We start from the raw sequence: 14,986 nt of genomic DNA, 5'->3' as shown, positions 1-14,986 counted from the left end.
CTCACACCCCTGCCAGCGTGGCGGTTCCGGAGCTGAGGGCGACGGCGTCACCCTGCAGCGTCCGGAAACGCACCGAGCCTTCGGTCCGCCAGATCTCCGTCCGCAGCGGAGCATCGAGCTTTACCTGTTTGGAGAACCGGCAGCTCAAGGATGTCAGCGACCGGGGGTTCCCGTCACCGATCCGGTCGATCACCGCCCGCGCGGCGAACCCGAGCGTGCACAGCCCGTGCAGGAAGACGTCGTCGAAGCCGTACTTCCGGGCCGCCTCCGGGTCGATGTGCAGTTGGTTGCGATCACCCGAGAGGCGGTAGAGGGCAGCCTGCTCGGGCCGGACGACGTCGTCGAATATCGCGTCCGGCGGCCCGTCCGGGTCCGGTTCCGCGGCGGGTCCACGGTCGCCGCCGAATCCCCCCGCACCGAGAACCATGGTCTGGGACCTGGCGACGAACACGGTCCCGTCCGGATCGGCGCCGCGGCTGGTCACCTCGACGGCCGCGTGTTTGCCCTTGTCCCAGACCGCCGACACCTCGGCCTGCACCGACATTTCCCCGTCGGCGCCGATCGGCCGGTGTAGCTCCAGCGACTGCGCGGAGTGCACGATCGGATACGTCCCCAGGTCGAGCGCACTGCGCAGATCCTTGACGGCCCACCAGTTGGCCACCAGGGCGAACGTCGGCAGCACATCGGGACCGCAAGCCTCGTTGAGGAGCCTCAGCTCGGACGGCGGGCGGGCGCCCACCCCCAACGCGTACAGGATCACGTCGGTCTCGCCCCAGCGGAAGGTGCTCGGCGGCAACACGGTTCCGACCGCAGAGTCGAACAGAGCCACGACTCTCCCTACTAAACGGATTGACGATATGTGTTCAATCGTGCATTATTGTGGCAGTCAGTGCAACTACTTTTAACGAAGCGAGCGGGAGGGACCGACATGAAGTTCGGCGTGTTCATCCTCGGCGACAAGCCCAACCACCTCAGCGAGCGGGAGGTGCTGGCCAACGTGCTCGAGGAGGCGCGCTGGGCGGAGGAGCTCGGCTACGACGAGATCTGGCTGGCCGAACACCACTTCTCCCCCTACGGCATGCTCCCGGACCTGCCCCAAGTGGCGACCGCCATCGCCGCGCAGACCGAGCGCATCCGCATCGGTACGGCCTGCATGGTGGCGCCCTTCCACGAGCCGATTCAGTTGGCCGAACGGATCGCCTTGGTCGACGTCCTGTCCGGCGGGCGCTTCGACGCCGGCTTCGGGCGCGGCTATCAGGCGCACGAGTTCAAGGGCTTCGGCATCTCGATGGAGGAGGCCACCGGCCGGTACCAGGAGTGCGTGGAGATCGTCAGCCGCCTTCTGGCCGAAGAGAACGTCAGCTTCCACGGCAAGTACTTCCATCTGGAGGACGTCACGATCTACCCGCGGCCGGCGCAGCAGCCGATCCCCGTGTGGGGCACCGTGATGAAGACGCCGTCCAGCTTCGAATGGCTCGCCGAGAAGGGGTTCGGCGCGATCATCGGCAACCCCTATCAGGTCGACCCCGATCTGCAGGGGGCGCTGGACATTTACCTGAAGGTCCAATCGGAAAAAGGACTGGACGCCGCCACCGGCCACGTGTGGGCGCTGCTCAACGCCTTCTGCCACCAGGACGACGCGTTCGCGCGCAGCTACCCCCGCGAAAGCGTCGAGCTCTCCATTCAGACGCATCGCAAGTATTCGAGCCCGTTCGAGCGCGGCGGCGAGATTCCGGCCGACTACAAGGCCTACTCGGACTGGTTCGAAAAGCACGACAAGCAGAGCTACGAACAGGTGCTGAATTCGCACCTCACGCTGATGGGTGACCCGGACCGCATCGTCGAGAAGATGCGCACCGTCATCGACATGGGCTGGCGCAACATCATTCTGCGCATGTCGCGCGGTGGCGCCATGGACCGCACCAAGGTGTACGAGTCCATGAAGTTGTTCGCCCAAGAGGTGATCCCCGCGGCGACCGAGCTCGCGGCAGCCGCGGCTTGAGCCAGCAACTCGCCGATCGCATCCGCGCGGTTTTCGCCCTCGACTCGCGGGCGCCCGCGATCGAGTACGAGGGCCAGTGGATTGACTGGCAGGAACTGTCGGACGTCGCCGCGGACGTCCAACATTGCTTGGGCTCAGTCGGTTTGGGGCGGGGGTCACCCGTCGGCCTCGTGCTGCGCAATCATCCCGCTATGGTGGGGGCCCTGCTCGGCGTGCTGCTGACCGGCGGTTGCGTGGTCACGATCAACCCGTCCCAGGGTGACGCCGGGCTCTGCGCCGACATCCGCGAGCTGCGGTTGCCTGCGGTCGTGGCGTTGCAGGCCGACTGGGAGCGCGCCGGAATCGTCGACGCTGCCGCTGGGGCGCTAGGTATTCGGGCGTTGAGTGACGCGGCCAGTGCGGCCGTTGTGGACGGGCTGGAACATCCCGGACCAGGCCCGTTCCGTCCGCCCGCCGAAGGCGTCGCCGTCGAGATGCTGACGAGCGGAACCACGGGGCCGCCCAAGCGAATACCACTGACCTACAGATCGTTTGAACAGACCGTCGCAGCGGCCAGCGCGCATTACAGTGTTGGGCGCGGGCGTGACTCGGAACTCAAACTCCGCTCGGGTGTCGCCATCGTCTCCTCTCCCCTGGTGCACATGTCCGGGCTGTTCCGCACGCTGCTCAACATCTGCGAGGGGAGAAAGATCGCGCTCCTGGAGCGATTCCGCGTTCCCGACTTTGTGGACTTGCTACTCCGGCACCGACCGAAGGCCGTGAGCCTGGTGCCGTCGGCCATGGCGATGGTGATCGACGCGGGCGTGGACCCGGATGCCTTTTCGAGCGTCGAGGTGGTGACCTCGGGAACCGCGCATCTCCCGGTCGAGCTGCAGACGAGGTTCGAGTGCCGCTACGGCGTCGCGGTGCTGCCGTCCTACGGGGCAACGGAATTCGCCGGCGGCGTGGCCGGCTGGAACCTCGCCTTGCATCGGCAGTGGGCGACCCTCAAACGCGGAAGCGTCGGGCGCCCGCAGCGCGGCCGGGAGATCCGCGTCATGTCTGTCGAGGACGACTCCGAGATGCCACCCGGCGAGCAGGGCCGCATCGAGGTTCGCACCATGGGCGGGGAATGGGTGCGGACCACAGACCTCGGCCGGGTCGACGCCGACGGGTTTGTGTTCATCGACGGGCGCACCGACGACGTCATCATTCGCGGGGGTTTCAAGGTCAATCCGGCCGAGATCGTCGATGTCTTGCGTAGCCATCCGGCGGTCCGCGATGTAGGCGTGACCGGCCTGCCCGATGAACGGCTCGGCCGCGTGCCTGTCGCGGCGGTCGAGTTGACCGAAGGCGCGCGCGCCACGCCCGAAGACTTGCTCGCCTACGCGCGTGAACGATTGAGCCGTTACTACGTTCCGGCCCGGCTGGTCATCGTCGAGGAGTTGCCCCGCACACCATCGCTCAAGGTCAGCCAACCAGGGCTGAGCGAGCTCTTCGAAGGGACAGAAAATTGACGACCCGAGGTGTGGCCGCCATTGTCGGCGTGGCCGAGGAGGTTTCGGCAACCGGGGTGATCGACGTTCCGCTGCGCGAGCTCGAGGCGCGCGTGATCACCGCCGCCCTGGCAGACGCGGGTTTGTCGCTCCGCGAAGTCGACGGGTTGTGCACCTGCACCGGCGGCACGCTCATGCATTCGGTGGAGCTGGCCGAGTACCTGGGGATAGCGCCGCGCTTCACCGACGCCACGCAGATCGGCGGCGCCAGCTACGGGTTGTACGTCGAGCACGCCGCCGCGGCGATCGCAGCCGGCGAGGCGGAGACGGTCGTGATCGTCTATGCCTCGACGCCGCGCGCCGCCCGCAAGCGTGGTGAAAAGGGCCTCGGCGTCTTCGCCACTCCCGAGCGCCTGGAGTGGGAGACGCCGTTCGGGGTGATGCTCCCGATCAGCGCCTACGCCCTGGCGGCCAACCGCCACATGGCGACGTACGGGACGACACCCGAACAGCTGGCGCAGATCGCCGTCGACACCCGGCGGTGGGCCGCGCTGAACGAACGAGCTCACCTGCGCGAGGCGATCACCGTCCAGGACGTCCTGGGCTCGGGCTTCCTCGCCGAACCGCTGCACAAGCTCGAGTGCTGCCTGGTCACCGACGGCGCCGCGGCGCTGGTTGTCACGAGCGCCGAGCGCGCACGCGACCTGGCCAGGCCGGCGGCCTTCGTCCTGGGTGCGGCGTCGGCGGCCTCGCACGCGATGATCTCCCAAATGCCCGACCTCACCGTCACGCCGGGGGCGCTCTCGGGGCCGGCCGCCTTCCGTGCCGCGGGCCTCACCCCGGCCGACATCGACGTGGTCGAACTCTACGACTCGTTCACCATCACGGTGTTGCTAGCGCTCGAGGACTTGGGCTTCTGCGGCAAAGGCGAAGGCGGTCCGTTCGTCGCGGACGGGACATTGGGACCCGGGGGTGCGCTGCCGGGTCAGACGTCCGGCGGTGGCCTCGCCTACACCCACCCCGGGGCGTTCGGGGCCTTCCTGCTCGTCGAGGCCACACGCCAGCTGCGGGGTGAATGCGGCGAGCGCCAGGTTCCGGAAGCGAAAACGGCTGTCGCACACGGCACCGGCGGGGTCCTCTCGGCGACGTCGACCGTGATTCTGGGAACGGTGGCCACGCTGTGACCGATACGCTGCCGGTCCCCCAGCCCAGCCCGGCGTCCGCACCCTTCTGGGACGCAACCCGGCGTCACGAGCTGATTGTCCAACGATGCGAGTCGTGCGCGCGGCTGGTCTGGTACCCGCGGTTCGTCTGCCCGCACTGCGGCGGTTCGTCGCTGACGTGGGAGAAGTTGAGCGGCGACGGGGTCGTCTACGCGGTCAGCGTGCACCACCGCGCCGCGCTCCCCGCACTCGCCGACAAGGTGCCGTATTCGGTGGTGCTCGTCGATTTGGATGAAGGTGTCCGCATGATGTCGAACGTGTTCGGCCGCCCTCCCGCGGTCGGTGACCGCGTCACCGTGGCGTGGGTGCCGCTCGAGGACGGCCGCAACCTCGCTGTCTTCGAACCGAAGTGAGTCCTGACAGCGCGCTGCGGCGCGCCCGCGAAGAGCTCGTGCTCCGGCACGTCGCGGCCGAGAATGCGCGCGACATCGAGGCGGCGATGGCCACCTTCACCCATCCCCGCTACGAGATCATCCCTACGGGAACCGTTTTCGATGGCGACGAGGCGGTCCGCGCAATGTTGTTGCAGCAGTGGGCGGATCTCCCGCTCCTGCAATACTCCGCCGAAGGGCTCTACCACGGCGAGGACGGGCTGGTCGTGGAGACGCGGACGACCGCGCCCGGCACACCGCTCGACATGTTGAGCGTCAATCTCTTTGGTTTCCGCGGGCGCGATCTCGTCCTGGAACGGTGCTATTTCGACCGGATGCTGCTCACCGCGCAACTCGAGTCGATCCGCACGCCCTAGTCCCCGACAGCGTCACGGACCGCCCTGACAAGGGCGGGCATCTCGCGGTCCCGGTTCGCGTCGGGCAGGGGCCAGCGCGTCATCCGCAGATCGGTCACGCCTGCGTTCGCGAGCGAGGCCGCTTCCGCGGCGGCCGCCGACAGGTCGGGCCGGCCATCGGCACTTGTCTGGACACGCAGCGTCCCGGCAATACCGAACCCGTCAGGGTCGCCGCCGGCGCGCTCGACCGCGGCGCGCATTCGACGTATTCCCTCCGCGACATCCCTCGCGTCGGGACCCCACGGGATCCAGCCCCGTCCAAAGCGCGCGAGCCGGCGAGCGACCGCTCGGTTCACCGTCCCGCTCACCCAGAGCGGAATCCCGCCGGGCTGCACCGGTTTCGGCATCTGGTGTATCCGCTCGAAACTCAGATCGGACGAGTGGTAGCTCACCTCGTTCTCCCGCCAGAACCGCTGGCATACCTCGAGCGTCTGGTCCAGGATCGCCCCGCGCCGGTCGAAGTCCACCCCGGCCGTGTCGTATTCCTCGCGCTGCCAGCCGACCCCCACGCCGACATCGATGCGGCCACCGGACAGAACATCCATCGTCGCAAGGGTTTTCGCGAGGACCGCGGCCGGACGCAGCGCGGCGAGCAAAATGTTCGTGCCGAGCCGGATTCGCTCGGTCCTCGCCGCCAGGTAGGTCAGCGTCGTGAGCGGTTCCAGCCAGTGCCCGTCCGGTCCGGTCGGTTGGCGACCGCCTACCGTTCCGCCGGTCCGCGGATCCGCGTACGCGTCCATGTTCATGCCGAACGCGACGTGCTCCGATACCAGCAGGCGGTCGAATCCAGCCTGCTCCAGCAGCTGTGCCCATTCGGTCAGGTGATTCCAGTCGGACGGCGCCTCCGCCGAGTACGACGGAATCCCCATTGAAAGCTGGATCAATGCCATCAGCTGAGATCTCCGATCGACGCAGGCCGATCTTCGGTCGCATCGACGACGACCCGGCGATGCGCGATCCGCCACTGTCCTTCGCCGTCGAGCGAGTATTGGTCCAAGTAGCGGATGTGCATGACGTGGTTGCGACCGTCCGGCTCGCCACCACGAAAGTGATTGGCAGTGCAGTAGGTTTCGCCGACCGCCGACTTCCCATCGACGACATACAGTCCCTGCGCGACCAGGTGTGCCGTGCGCGGCCAGCGCGCGACGATGTCGATAACTCGTTTGATTTCGCCGTGTCCGGTCAGCGTTCCGGGTTCGCGCCCGGGCCTTTCGACGAGCATGGACGCGTCGGGTGCGAACACCGCCAGGAGGGCGTCGCGATCTCGGCGATCGACCGCCGCGGCATACCTGCGGGAGAGCGCCTCGAGTTCCGCATGGGGAACTGCCCGCGAGATGTCCATCTGCTTCCCGTGCCGGCCGGATAGAGACCCGTAGACGATACCGCCTGAGGTTGTCGGGTCAGCGGCCGGCGGTTTCGGTGCGCGCCTCGTCGGAGGGTCGTGCGCCGAACCGTGGGACTGTGACGAGCTCGCCGCCGTGCGCCTCGTTGACGGCACGCTGCAGCGGTATCAGCAGCGGTACGAAGAGGAGTTGGTCGGCGACCATCGGCGTCAGCAGTCGGTTGTGGACGAAGCCGAACGAGCTCTTGGTGATCGGGTCGGCCCAGCCGATGGTGCCGCCCAGACCGGCGTGCCCGAAGCCCCGCAGGAGACCCGGTACCGGTGATCCGTGGTACCCCAGGTGAAACGACATCGGGAAGAAGACGTTGAGGTCTGGCCGAAGGCTGCGCCTGCCCGTGAGCGACGCGACCAATTCCTGCGAGAGGAATCGCTGCCCATCGATAGATCCGCCGTTGGTGAGCGCCCCATACATCTTGGCCAGCCCGCGGGCGGTCACCACCGCGTTCACCGCGGGGATCTCGCTGTCCAGCAGCGCCATGTCGCCCTGTACCAGCGAGGTGATACCGGGTACGTAGGTTGCGCCGAGCGGACCCGGAACCGGCAGCCTGGCCATGAGCGAAATCAGCCGGCCAAGCACCGGCCCGCCCGAGAACCGTTGCGGGAACATCGTCTGCGCGGCCTTCGTGGGCGCATCGGCCGGCGGACGCCCGAGGTGGATACCGTCGGTGTCCAGTGGTTGCGCGACTTCCGTGCGGAAGAGCTCCCGCATGCCCTTGCCGGTGATCGCGCGGGCCAATCCGGATGCCAACCATCCGAAGGTGAACGCGTGGTACGCGGCTCGACCGGCGAGACGGTCAACCGGCGCCGCGGCCAGCCGCTCTTCCATGAATCGGTGATCGAGCAACTGCTCGGCCGTGACGGTCCCGAGCCGGGACAGGCCGGTCGTGTGCCGCATCATGTCGCGCACGGTGATGTCGGACTTCCCGTTGGCGCCGAACGCGGGCCAGTACTGCGCGATGGGGTTGTCGTAGGAGAGCAATCCACGGTCGGCGAGCCGGTGCAGGACAGTCGACGCCACGCCCTTACCCGCGGAGAAGACCATCGCGCCGGTGTCCGCGGACCAGGGCACCCGCCCCTCGCGATCCGACCGGCCGGTCCACACGTCGACGACCGGTTGGCCGTCGACGTAGACCGACAGCGCGCCACCGCCATACCGGGGACCGGGAAAGAGTCTGGCGAAGGTTTTCACTGCGCAGGCAAAGCGGGGGTCGGCGGCACCGTGCACATTGGTGGGCAGGCCTTCACCGGCTTGTAAGGCTGGGCGTGCGGGCATCGAGGTCGAAGTTCTTCCTGCCGGGAGCCGTCCATCGGACGACTGAACAGATATCGTCATATTGTATTGTATGCTCGTCGGCGGAGCGCATCGCGAAGGAGTGGTGATGGCCACGCAGGTAGACACGGGAACCCGGGCACTGAGCAGCGACCGTGCCGTCGAGTTGTACCGCCTCATGAGCAAGGTGCGCCACTGCGACCAGCGCGTCCGAAAAGGGCTGTCGTCCGGTGAAATCGCGATGAGCTACTGGCCGGTGGACGGTCAGGAGGCGATGTCGGCGGGGGCCGCGCTCGCCCTCTCGAGCACCGATCAACTCGTCACCACCTATCGCGGACTCGGCGACGTCGTGGCCAAGGGCATCGACCTGCCCGGGTACTTCGCCGAGATCCTGGGCCGCGGCACCGGCCTGTCGAAGGGCAAGGCCGGCGCGATGGGCATCTACGACCCCGAGCATGGCATCGCCTGGACCACCGGCATCGTGGGTGCGGGTCCCCTGATCGCGAACGGGATCGCGCTGGCGGAGGCCATCAAGGGCAGCGACCGCGTGGTGCTGGTGAGCTTCGGCGACGGGGCGACCAGCATCGGCTACGTCCACGAGGCGATGAACATGGCGGCGCTGTGGGCGCTTCCGGTGGTGTTCTTCTGCCAGAACAACGCCTGGGCCGAGTGCACGCCGGTGGCCGGGTACACCCGAACGGCTCGACTGTCCGACCGGGCCGCGGGCTACGCGATGCCCGGCGTCACGGTCGACGGCACGGACCCGCACGCGGTGTACCAAGCCGTGTCCGAGGCGGCCGAGCGGGCTCGCTCCGGGGCCGGCCCGTCGTTCGTCGAAGCCGTCGCCTACCGCCTGCAGGGGCACTACTTCGGCGACCAGATGCCGTATGCCGACCCGGACGAACTGGCCGCCAGGCGCGCCGACCCGCCCTTCGCCCGGTATCGGCGGCGGCTCGTCGAGGAGGGCCTGGCCGACGAGGCCGACCTCGACCGCATCGATGCGGAGCTGGTCGCCGAGATCGACGCGGCCTTCGCCGCCGCGCGCGACGCCGACCCCCCCGATGCCGATGAACTGACCCGCGACGTGTTCGCCGCGGACGGCATCGAGATCGCGTCGCCGGTAACGGAGCGAGCCGCGATTCCCCAGGGCGAAACGGAGACCCTGGGCCTCGTGCAGGCGATTCACCGCACCCTGGACCGCGCGATGGCGGCCGACGATTCGATCGTGCTCCTCGGGGAGGACATTGCCGACCCGTCGGGCGGCATGTTCAAGATCACCGCCGGGTTGTCGACGAAGTACGGCAGCCACCGGGTGCGCGACACCCCGATCGCCGAATCCTCGATCATCGGGGCCGCCGTGGGTGCGGCGCTGGGCGGCCTCCGGCCGGTGGCGGAGCTCATGTTCGTGGACTTCCTCGGCGTGGCCATGGATCAGATCGCCAACCACGCCGCGAAGATCCGGTACATGTCCGGCGGCCGGCAGGGCGCACCGATGGTCATCCGCGCCATGGTGGGGACGGCGGCCGGCCCGCAGCACTCGCAAGCGTTCGAGGCGTGGGCGATGCACACACCCGGCATCAAGGTCGTCTGGCCCAGCACCGCCGCCGACGCGGTCGGGCTGCTCAACGCCTGCCTCGGAGAAGACGATCCCTGCCTGTTCATCGAGTCGATGAAGCTTTACTACGGCGGCGGCAAGGGCCCCGTCCCGACGACCGACTACGTGATCCCGCTCGGGCAGGCCGACGTCAAACGCGCCGGCACCGACGTCACCATCTGCACCTACGGCAGCCTGGTGCACGCCGCGCTCGACGCCGCCGACCAGCTTGCCGCGCAGAGCGTTTCGGTGGAGGTGGTCGATCTCCGCACGCTGGTGCCGTTGGATCTGGCCACCGTCCTCGAATCCGTCCGCAGAACCCGTCGGCTGGTCGTCACCCACGAATCCGTCGGATTCTGCGGCCCGGGAGCCGAAATCGCCGCGGCCGTCGGAACGGATCTTTTCGGCGTGCTGGCGAGCCCCATCCAGCGCGTGGCCGGCACCTACACGCCCGTGCCGCGGGCGGCGACATTGGAAGCCGCCTGCCGCCCGGACGCCGCGCGACTGGTCGAAGCGATCAGGGGGATCGTGTGACGGAGGTGCGGATGCCGAAGCCGGGCGACGCGATCACCGAAGCGGAGGTCACTCAGATCTACGTGGCCGACGGGGCCCAGGTTTCCGAAGGGGATCCGCTTTACCAGATCGCCACCGACAAGGTCGAGATGGACATCGAGGCGCCCGCCAGTGGCCTCGTCACCTGGAAGATCAGCGCCGGGGCAAGCTATGACGTCGGTGAACTGCTCGCCGTGATCGAGGCGCAGTGAGCGCGCTACCGGATTCCGTCGACGTCGACCTCTGCGCCGCCGAGCTCAAGGGGCGCATCGACGGCGACACCCTGACCGTCACCATCAACCGACCGGAGAAGCGGAACGCCGTCACCGCCGACGGTTATCACGGGATCAAGCGGGCCGCGATGATCGTCGCCGACGAACCGGACCTGAATTTCCTGGTGATCACCGGGACGGGCGATGTGTTCTGTGCGGGCGGCGACATGAACGCCGTGGAGAATCCGGATCGCAGCTGGGACGCGTTCACCGAGTCCTACGACGGCACGCCATTCGAAACACTGGGCAAGATACCGAAACTCGTCGTCTGCGCCGTCAACGGCATCGCCATGGGCGGCGGCTTGGTGATGACGTTGTTTGCCGACCTCGTCGTCGCGTCCGACCGCGCCCGGTTCCGGGTCCCGGACCTGACCCGCGGCGTGTATGAGGCGTTCGTCGCCGCCCGCCTGCCGCAGCGGCTGGGCACGCTGAGGGCCAATCACCTTATCTACGGCAATGATTGGGTCGATGCGACCGAAGCCGAGCGACTCGGTCTGGTTGGTAAAGTTGTCCCGCACGACTCCCTGCGGTCGGAAGTCGATGCGTTGCTCGAGCGAGTCCGAAAGACTGGCCCCGTCGCCCGCGCGGCCGTCAAACGCGAGATGGCGCGCGCGCTCCCGCCCGTCGACGTGACGGGCTACTGGTCGTCGATCGGAACCGCCGAACAAATCGAGGCCTTTACGGCATTCCTGCAGAAGCGATCGCCGGATTGGGCGGTCAGCCATGACCGCGACGCGTTCGTTCAGACCAGACGATCCGCGTGGCTGGCGCCGCGCGAGGATGGCTGACCGCCCATGACCGAGCTACCGCAAGGCACGTCGGAGTTGACCGGGTGCGAGGAGATCCTCGTGGCCACCGACGGTCCCGTTCGGATCGTGACATTGAACAACCCTGACGACGCCAACGCAGTCAACAACACAATGCACACGGCATTCACGAGGCTATGGGCTGATCTTGCTGAGGATCCCGAAGCACGCGCGGTGCTCATCACCGGCACGGGCGACTACTTCTCCGCCGGCGGAAACCTCGTGGAGTGGTTGGAAACCCACGTCAACAACCCGGTGACGCGGCGCGCCGGCATGCGCGACGCCCGCCGCATCGTCCGCGACATGATCGACTTTCCGCTGCCCGTGGTCGCGGCCGTCAACGGGCCCGCGGTCGGCTTCGGGTGCAGCATCGCGGTGTTGTGTGACATCGTCCTGATGTCCGACCGCGCCTTCTTCGCCGACACCCACGTCGCGAGCGGACTGGTCGCCGGTGACGGTGGATCTGTCTTGTGGCCACTGCTGATGAGCCTGCTGAAGGCCAAGGAGTATTTGATGCTCGGCGAACGCATCAAGGCCGACAAGGCCGTCGAGTTGGGCTTGGCCAACCGGGTCGTACCGCACGCGGAGATCAAGCAGGAGGGGCTCAAGGTGGCCCACCGACTCGCCGCGCTGCCGCCAAGGGCGGTACAGGACACCAAGCGGACGCTGAATCTGCACGCCCAGCGCGCGATCACCGGCATCCTCGAATACGGCATCTCGGCCGAGACAGAGTGCTTCACCACACCCGAGCATCGCGCCGCCATCGACAAGTTCCTCGGGCGACAGTGACAGTCAGCGATCCGCTGATCCGTCGGGAAGACCGCGACGGCGTCGCCGTGGTGCTGCTCAACCGGCCGCGACAGCGCAATGCCCTGCGCTACGAGTCGTGGACCGAACTGTCGGACGTCCTGCACAGCGTCGTCGCGGATGACGTTCGCGGCGTCGTGCTGGCGGGGGCGGACGGATTCTTCTGCGCGGGTGGCGATCTGAAGACGGGGCCGGCCCACGGCAGTGGCCCGTTGGGCCCGGCCGGGCGCGTCGAACATGCCCAACGGGTGATGGAGCAACTCAAGGCGGTGCCGGTGCCGACCATCGCCGCGGTCGAGGGCGCCGCTGTCGGCCTCGGATGGAGCCTGGCGCTGGCGTGCGACCTGGTGGTGTGCGCGTCCGACGCCTACTTCGCCGCCCCGTTCGTGGCCCGCGCCGTGGTTCCCGACGGCGGGCTGGCCTGGCGCCTGACCCAGCAGCTGGGGAGGCACCGCGCGGCTTCGCTGCTGCTGCGCGGAGCCCGCCTGTCGGCGGCCGAGGGCGAGCGCCTGGGACTGGTCACCGATGTAGTGGAGCCCGGTTCGGCGATCGCGTGTGCCGAAGCCATCGCCGGGGACCTGGCGCGAGCCGACGCCGGGGCGGTCGAAATGACCAAGCGCCTCATCAGCTCCGCCGAGGCCGCTCAGCTCGCCGCGTTTCATCCGCTCGAACTGGCGATGGCGACCGTGGCGCAGCAACGTTCGGCGGCCGCCGCAGGACGAGCCGCCTACTCCTGACGTCAGCGCGGCATGCCCAGGCCGACCGTCGAGATCAGGTCACGCTGGATCTCGCTGGTGCCGCCGCCGATCGTGTGGAGCAACGACAACAAGAGGCCTTCGGAGAAGTGCCCGTCGAGCACGGCGCCGGGGTCATCCGGCATGAGTTCGCCGGCCGGGCCGAGGATTTGGGCTCCGAGTCCGCGCAGTTCGGCGGTCAGCTCGGAGTGATACAGCTTCGACAACGACGGCAGCGCGGGGTCCAGCGCGCCGGCCGCCTGCAGGTGAGCTACCCGGTAGGACAGGGCGCGGCCCACCTCGACGCGTTCGACGGCGCGGGCCAACGCGATGCGGTTGGCCGGATCGGACAGCGGGTCGTGCGCTGAGCCCTTCTGCGCGTGACACCAGTCGATCAGCTCGTCGAGGTAGCGCTGAGCCTGGGCCGCCCTGGTGATATTCGACCGCTCGGCGGCCAGCAGCGCCTTCCCGACCGTCCAGCCCTCCCCCTCGCCCCCCACGAGGTTGGCGGCGGGCACGCGCACACCGTCGAAGAACTCCTCGGCGAAGGTCGGATAACCGGTCATCGACCGGATCGGCCGGCGCGTGATGCCCGGACTTTGCAGGTCGACGAGGAAGAACGAGATTCCGGCCTGGTGCTTGTCGGCCACCGGCGAGGTGCGGGCCAGGACGAAGATCCAGTCCGCGAGCACGCCGTTGCTCGTCCACGTCTTTTGCCCATCCAGGACGTACTCGTCTCCGTCTCGCCGGGCCGTCATGCGCAGCGACGCCAGGTCCGAACCGGCCTCCGGTTCCGAATAGCCCTGTGCCCACATGCGTTCCGAGCGCGCGATGGCGGGCAGGTGCTCCGACTTCTGTTCGGGTGTCCCGTATTTGAATAGCACCGGTGCCAACATGTTCACGCCGTTGGTGTTCACCAGCGGGGCGCCCGCATATGCGAGCTCCTCACGGATAACCACTTGTTCGACGATCCCGCGTCCGCCGCCCTCGTACTCGGCCGGCCAATGCGGCACGAACCATCCCCGCTCGTGCAACGCCCTGCAGAACGCGACCGCACGTTCGTGAGCGTCGCGCGGCAGGTAGTCGGGATTGGCCGCGGTGCGGCGGAACTCGTCGGGGAGGTTGTCAGCCAGCCACCCGCGGATTGAGGCACGCAGGGTCTCGGTGCTCTCGTCACCGCCGAATCTGATGATGGGCTTTAGTGGCATGGCTAAATGCGTTCAGTCGGTTTGGAGCCCTTCTTCATGAGCTCCGCGATGAATTCCTGGAACTCCTTGCTGCCGGTCACCATCGCCTGCAGGTCGTTACTCGCTTGCTGGTGAGTCCGAAAGCCCATCGTCTCCCACGCGCGGATGACGCCGGACTTGACGGCCTGCAACGTGATCAGGGGCGCCTTCGCGATCTGTGCGGCCAGGTCCTCGACGGTGGCCTCGAGCTCGTCGGCGGGGACGACCCGGTTCACGAGGCCGAACTCGAGCGCTTCCGCCGCGCTCAACCGCTGCGCGGTGTAGAGGTACTCGGCGGCCCGCTTGTAGTTCATGAACACCCACGGCTCGAACATGGTCTCGGCGCCCGGCAGACCGAACCCCGGCACCAAGGGCATCTGAAACCACGCGTCCTCGGAACACACCGTGATCTCAGGGATCAGCGCCCATGTCGTGCCGCCGCCGATCGCATACCCGTGCACCTGGGCGATCACCGGCTTGGGGAATTCCCACAATTTCAGCACCGGCCACAGGAACAGTTGTGCCGCTGAACGCCATACCTTCCCCGACGCCTGCAGTTCGGCCATGAATTCGGGGTACGCGCCGGTGGGGATGTGGCCTGAGCAGAATCCCTTGCCGTTGGCCTTGATGATCACGACCTTGATGTCATAGTCGTACTGCGCGTCGTCCAGCGCCTCGTTGACGCTGTGGACCATCTCGGAGGACTGTGCGTTGGCGGCGTTGGGGTTGTTGAGGATGATCCGCGCAATGGGGCCGTCCTTCTGGTAGATCACGTGCTCGAGTTCTCGCGTTTCCATCGCTAATCCTCCTCAAGACCGGGCAAGCACATCGTCGCC

16 protein-coding genes are annotated in these 14,986 nt (G+C 67.7%); 10 read left to right on the top strand and 6 right to left on the bottom strand.

The features are described from left to right. Position 1 precedes the first annotated feature (1 nt). Positions 2-829, bottom strand: coding sequence for a MaoC/PaaZ C-terminal domain-containing protein (locus GPY60_RS12760; RefSeq protein ID WP_156688041.1), 828 nt, complete (start codon positions 827-829; stop codon positions 2-4). 99 nt (positions 830-928) lie between these two features. Between GPY60_RS12760 and GPY60_RS12755 the strand changes: the two genes are divergently transcribed. From GPY60_RS12755 to GPY60_RS12735, 5 genes are read left to right on the top strand one after another with little or no spacing between them, the layout of a single operon-like run. Beyond that, positions 929-2,002 carry an LLM class flavin-dependent oxidoreductase gene (locus GPY60_RS12755; RefSeq protein WP_156688040.1) on the top strand — a complete coding sequence of 358 codons (1,074 nt, stop codon included), beginning with the start codon at positions 929-931 and terminating at the stop codon, positions 2,000-2,002. Further along, positions 1,999-3,498, top strand: a complete 1,500-nt coding sequence (locus GPY60_RS12750; RefSeq protein WP_156688039.1) for a class I adenylate-forming enzyme family protein — start codon at positions 1,999-2,001, stop codon at positions 3,496-3,498. Before GPY60_RS12755 ends, GPY60_RS12750 begins: the two co-directional genes overlap by 4 nt. Then, the gene (locus GPY60_RS12745) at positions 3,495-4,661 is read left to right on the top strand and encodes an acetyl-CoA acetyltransferase (RefSeq protein WP_156688038.1); all 1,167 of its coding nucleotides are present in this window, start codon (positions 3,495-3,497) and stop codon (positions 4,659-4,661) included. Before GPY60_RS12750 ends, GPY60_RS12745 begins: the two co-directional genes overlap by 4 nt. After that, complete coding sequence (locus GPY60_RS12740) at positions 4,658-5,053, top strand: Zn-ribbon domain-containing OB-fold protein (protein WP_231639613.1); 396 nt, start codon at positions 4,658-4,660, stop codon at positions 5,051-5,053. The genes GPY60_RS12745 and GPY60_RS12740 overlap by 4 nt, the downstream gene beginning before the upstream one ends. Further along, positions 5,050-5,448: a nuclear transport factor 2 family protein gene (locus GPY60_RS12735; RefSeq protein WP_231639611.1), complete on the top strand. Its 399-nt coding sequence runs from the start codon at positions 5,050-5,052 to the stop codon at positions 5,446-5,448. The genes GPY60_RS12740 and GPY60_RS12735 overlap by 4 nt, the downstream gene beginning before the upstream one ends. Here the strand turns inward: GPY60_RS12735 and GPY60_RS12730 are convergent. Genes GPY60_RS12730 through GPY60_RS12720 form a run of 3 tightly spaced genes read right to left on the bottom strand, consistent with a single transcriptional unit; the run spans position 5,445 to position 8,162 of the window. After that, a complete protein-coding gene (locus GPY60_RS12730; RefSeq protein WP_156688035.1) occupies positions 5,445-6,377 on the bottom strand; it encodes a TIGR03619 family F420-dependent LLM class oxidoreductase in 933 nt (310 codons plus the stop codon). The genes GPY60_RS12735 and GPY60_RS12730 overlap by 4 nt on opposite strands. After that, positions 6,377-6,829 carry a nuclear transport factor 2 family protein gene (locus GPY60_RS12725; protein ID WP_156688034.1) on the bottom strand — a complete coding sequence of 151 codons (453 nt, stop codon included), beginning with the start codon at positions 6,827-6,829 and terminating at the stop codon, positions 6,377-6,379. Before GPY60_RS12725 ends, GPY60_RS12730 begins: the two co-directional genes overlap by 1 nt. 58 nt (positions 6,830-6,887) lie before the next feature. Further along, positions 6,888-8,162 (bottom strand): serine hydrolase domain-containing protein, encoded by a 1,275-nt coding sequence (locus GPY60_RS12720; RefSeq protein WP_156688033.1) that lies wholly within the window; start codon positions 8,160-8,162, stop codon positions 6,888-6,890. A gap of 106 nt (positions 8,163-8,268) precedes the next feature. On the opposite strand from GPY60_RS12720, the gene GPY60_RS12715 reads away from it, so the two are divergent. Genes GPY60_RS12715 through GPY60_RS12695 form a run of 5 tightly spaced genes read left to right on the top strand, consistent with a single transcriptional unit; the run spans position 8,269 to position 12,927 of the window. After that, positions 8,269-10,287, top strand: a complete 2,019-nt coding sequence (locus GPY60_RS12715; protein ID WP_156688032.1) for an alpha-ketoacid dehydrogenase subunit alpha/beta — start codon at positions 8,269-8,271, stop codon at positions 10,285-10,287. After that, on the top strand, positions 10,284-10,517 hold the full coding sequence (locus tag GPY60_RS12710; RefSeq protein ID WP_156688031.1) for a lipoyl domain-containing protein: 234 nt from the start codon (positions 10,284-10,286) through the stop codon (positions 10,515-10,517). Before GPY60_RS12715 ends, GPY60_RS12710 begins: the two co-directional genes overlap by 4 nt. Further along, entirely contained in the window at positions 10,514-11,365 is an 852-nt protein-coding gene (locus GPY60_RS12705; RefSeq protein WP_156688030.1) for an enoyl-CoA hydratase/isomerase family protein, read from the top strand. The genes GPY60_RS12710 and GPY60_RS12705 overlap by 4 nt, the downstream gene beginning before the upstream one ends. A 6-nt stretch (positions 11,366-11,371) precedes the next feature. Then, positions 11,372-12,172: an enoyl-CoA hydratase/isomerase family protein gene (locus GPY60_RS12700; protein ID WP_156688029.1), complete on the top strand. Its 801-nt coding sequence runs from the start codon at positions 11,372-11,374 to the stop codon at positions 12,170-12,172. After that, positions 12,169-12,927, top strand: a complete 759-nt coding sequence (locus tag GPY60_RS12695; RefSeq protein ID WP_156688028.1) for an enoyl-CoA hydratase/isomerase family protein — start codon at positions 12,169-12,171, stop codon at positions 12,925-12,927. The genes GPY60_RS12700 and GPY60_RS12695 overlap by 4 nt, the downstream gene beginning before the upstream one ends. 2 nt (positions 12,928-12,929) lie before the next feature. On the opposite strand, the gene GPY60_RS12690 is transcribed toward GPY60_RS12695, so the two are convergent. Then, complete coding sequence (locus tag GPY60_RS12690) at positions 12,930-14,132, bottom strand: acyl-CoA dehydrogenase family protein (RefSeq protein WP_156688027.1); 1,203 nt, start codon at positions 14,130-14,132, stop codon at positions 12,930-12,932. 2 nt (positions 14,133-14,134) lie between these two features. Further along, complete coding sequence (locus GPY60_RS12685) at positions 14,135-14,947, bottom strand: enoyl-CoA hydratase-related protein (RefSeq protein WP_156688026.1); 813 nt, start codon at positions 14,945-14,947, stop codon at positions 14,135-14,137. Between the last annotated feature and the right edge of the window lie 39 nt (positions 14,948-14,986).

It is taken from the genome of Mycobacterium sp. Marseille-P9652, assembly GCF_902652685.1.
Taxonomy (GTDB): domain Bacteria; phylum Actinomycetota; class Actinomycetes; order Mycobacteriales; family Mycobacteriaceae; genus Mycobacterium.
Note: the sequence above shows the minus strand (reverse complement) of the source record. Positions and strands in the feature narration are given on the sequence as shown.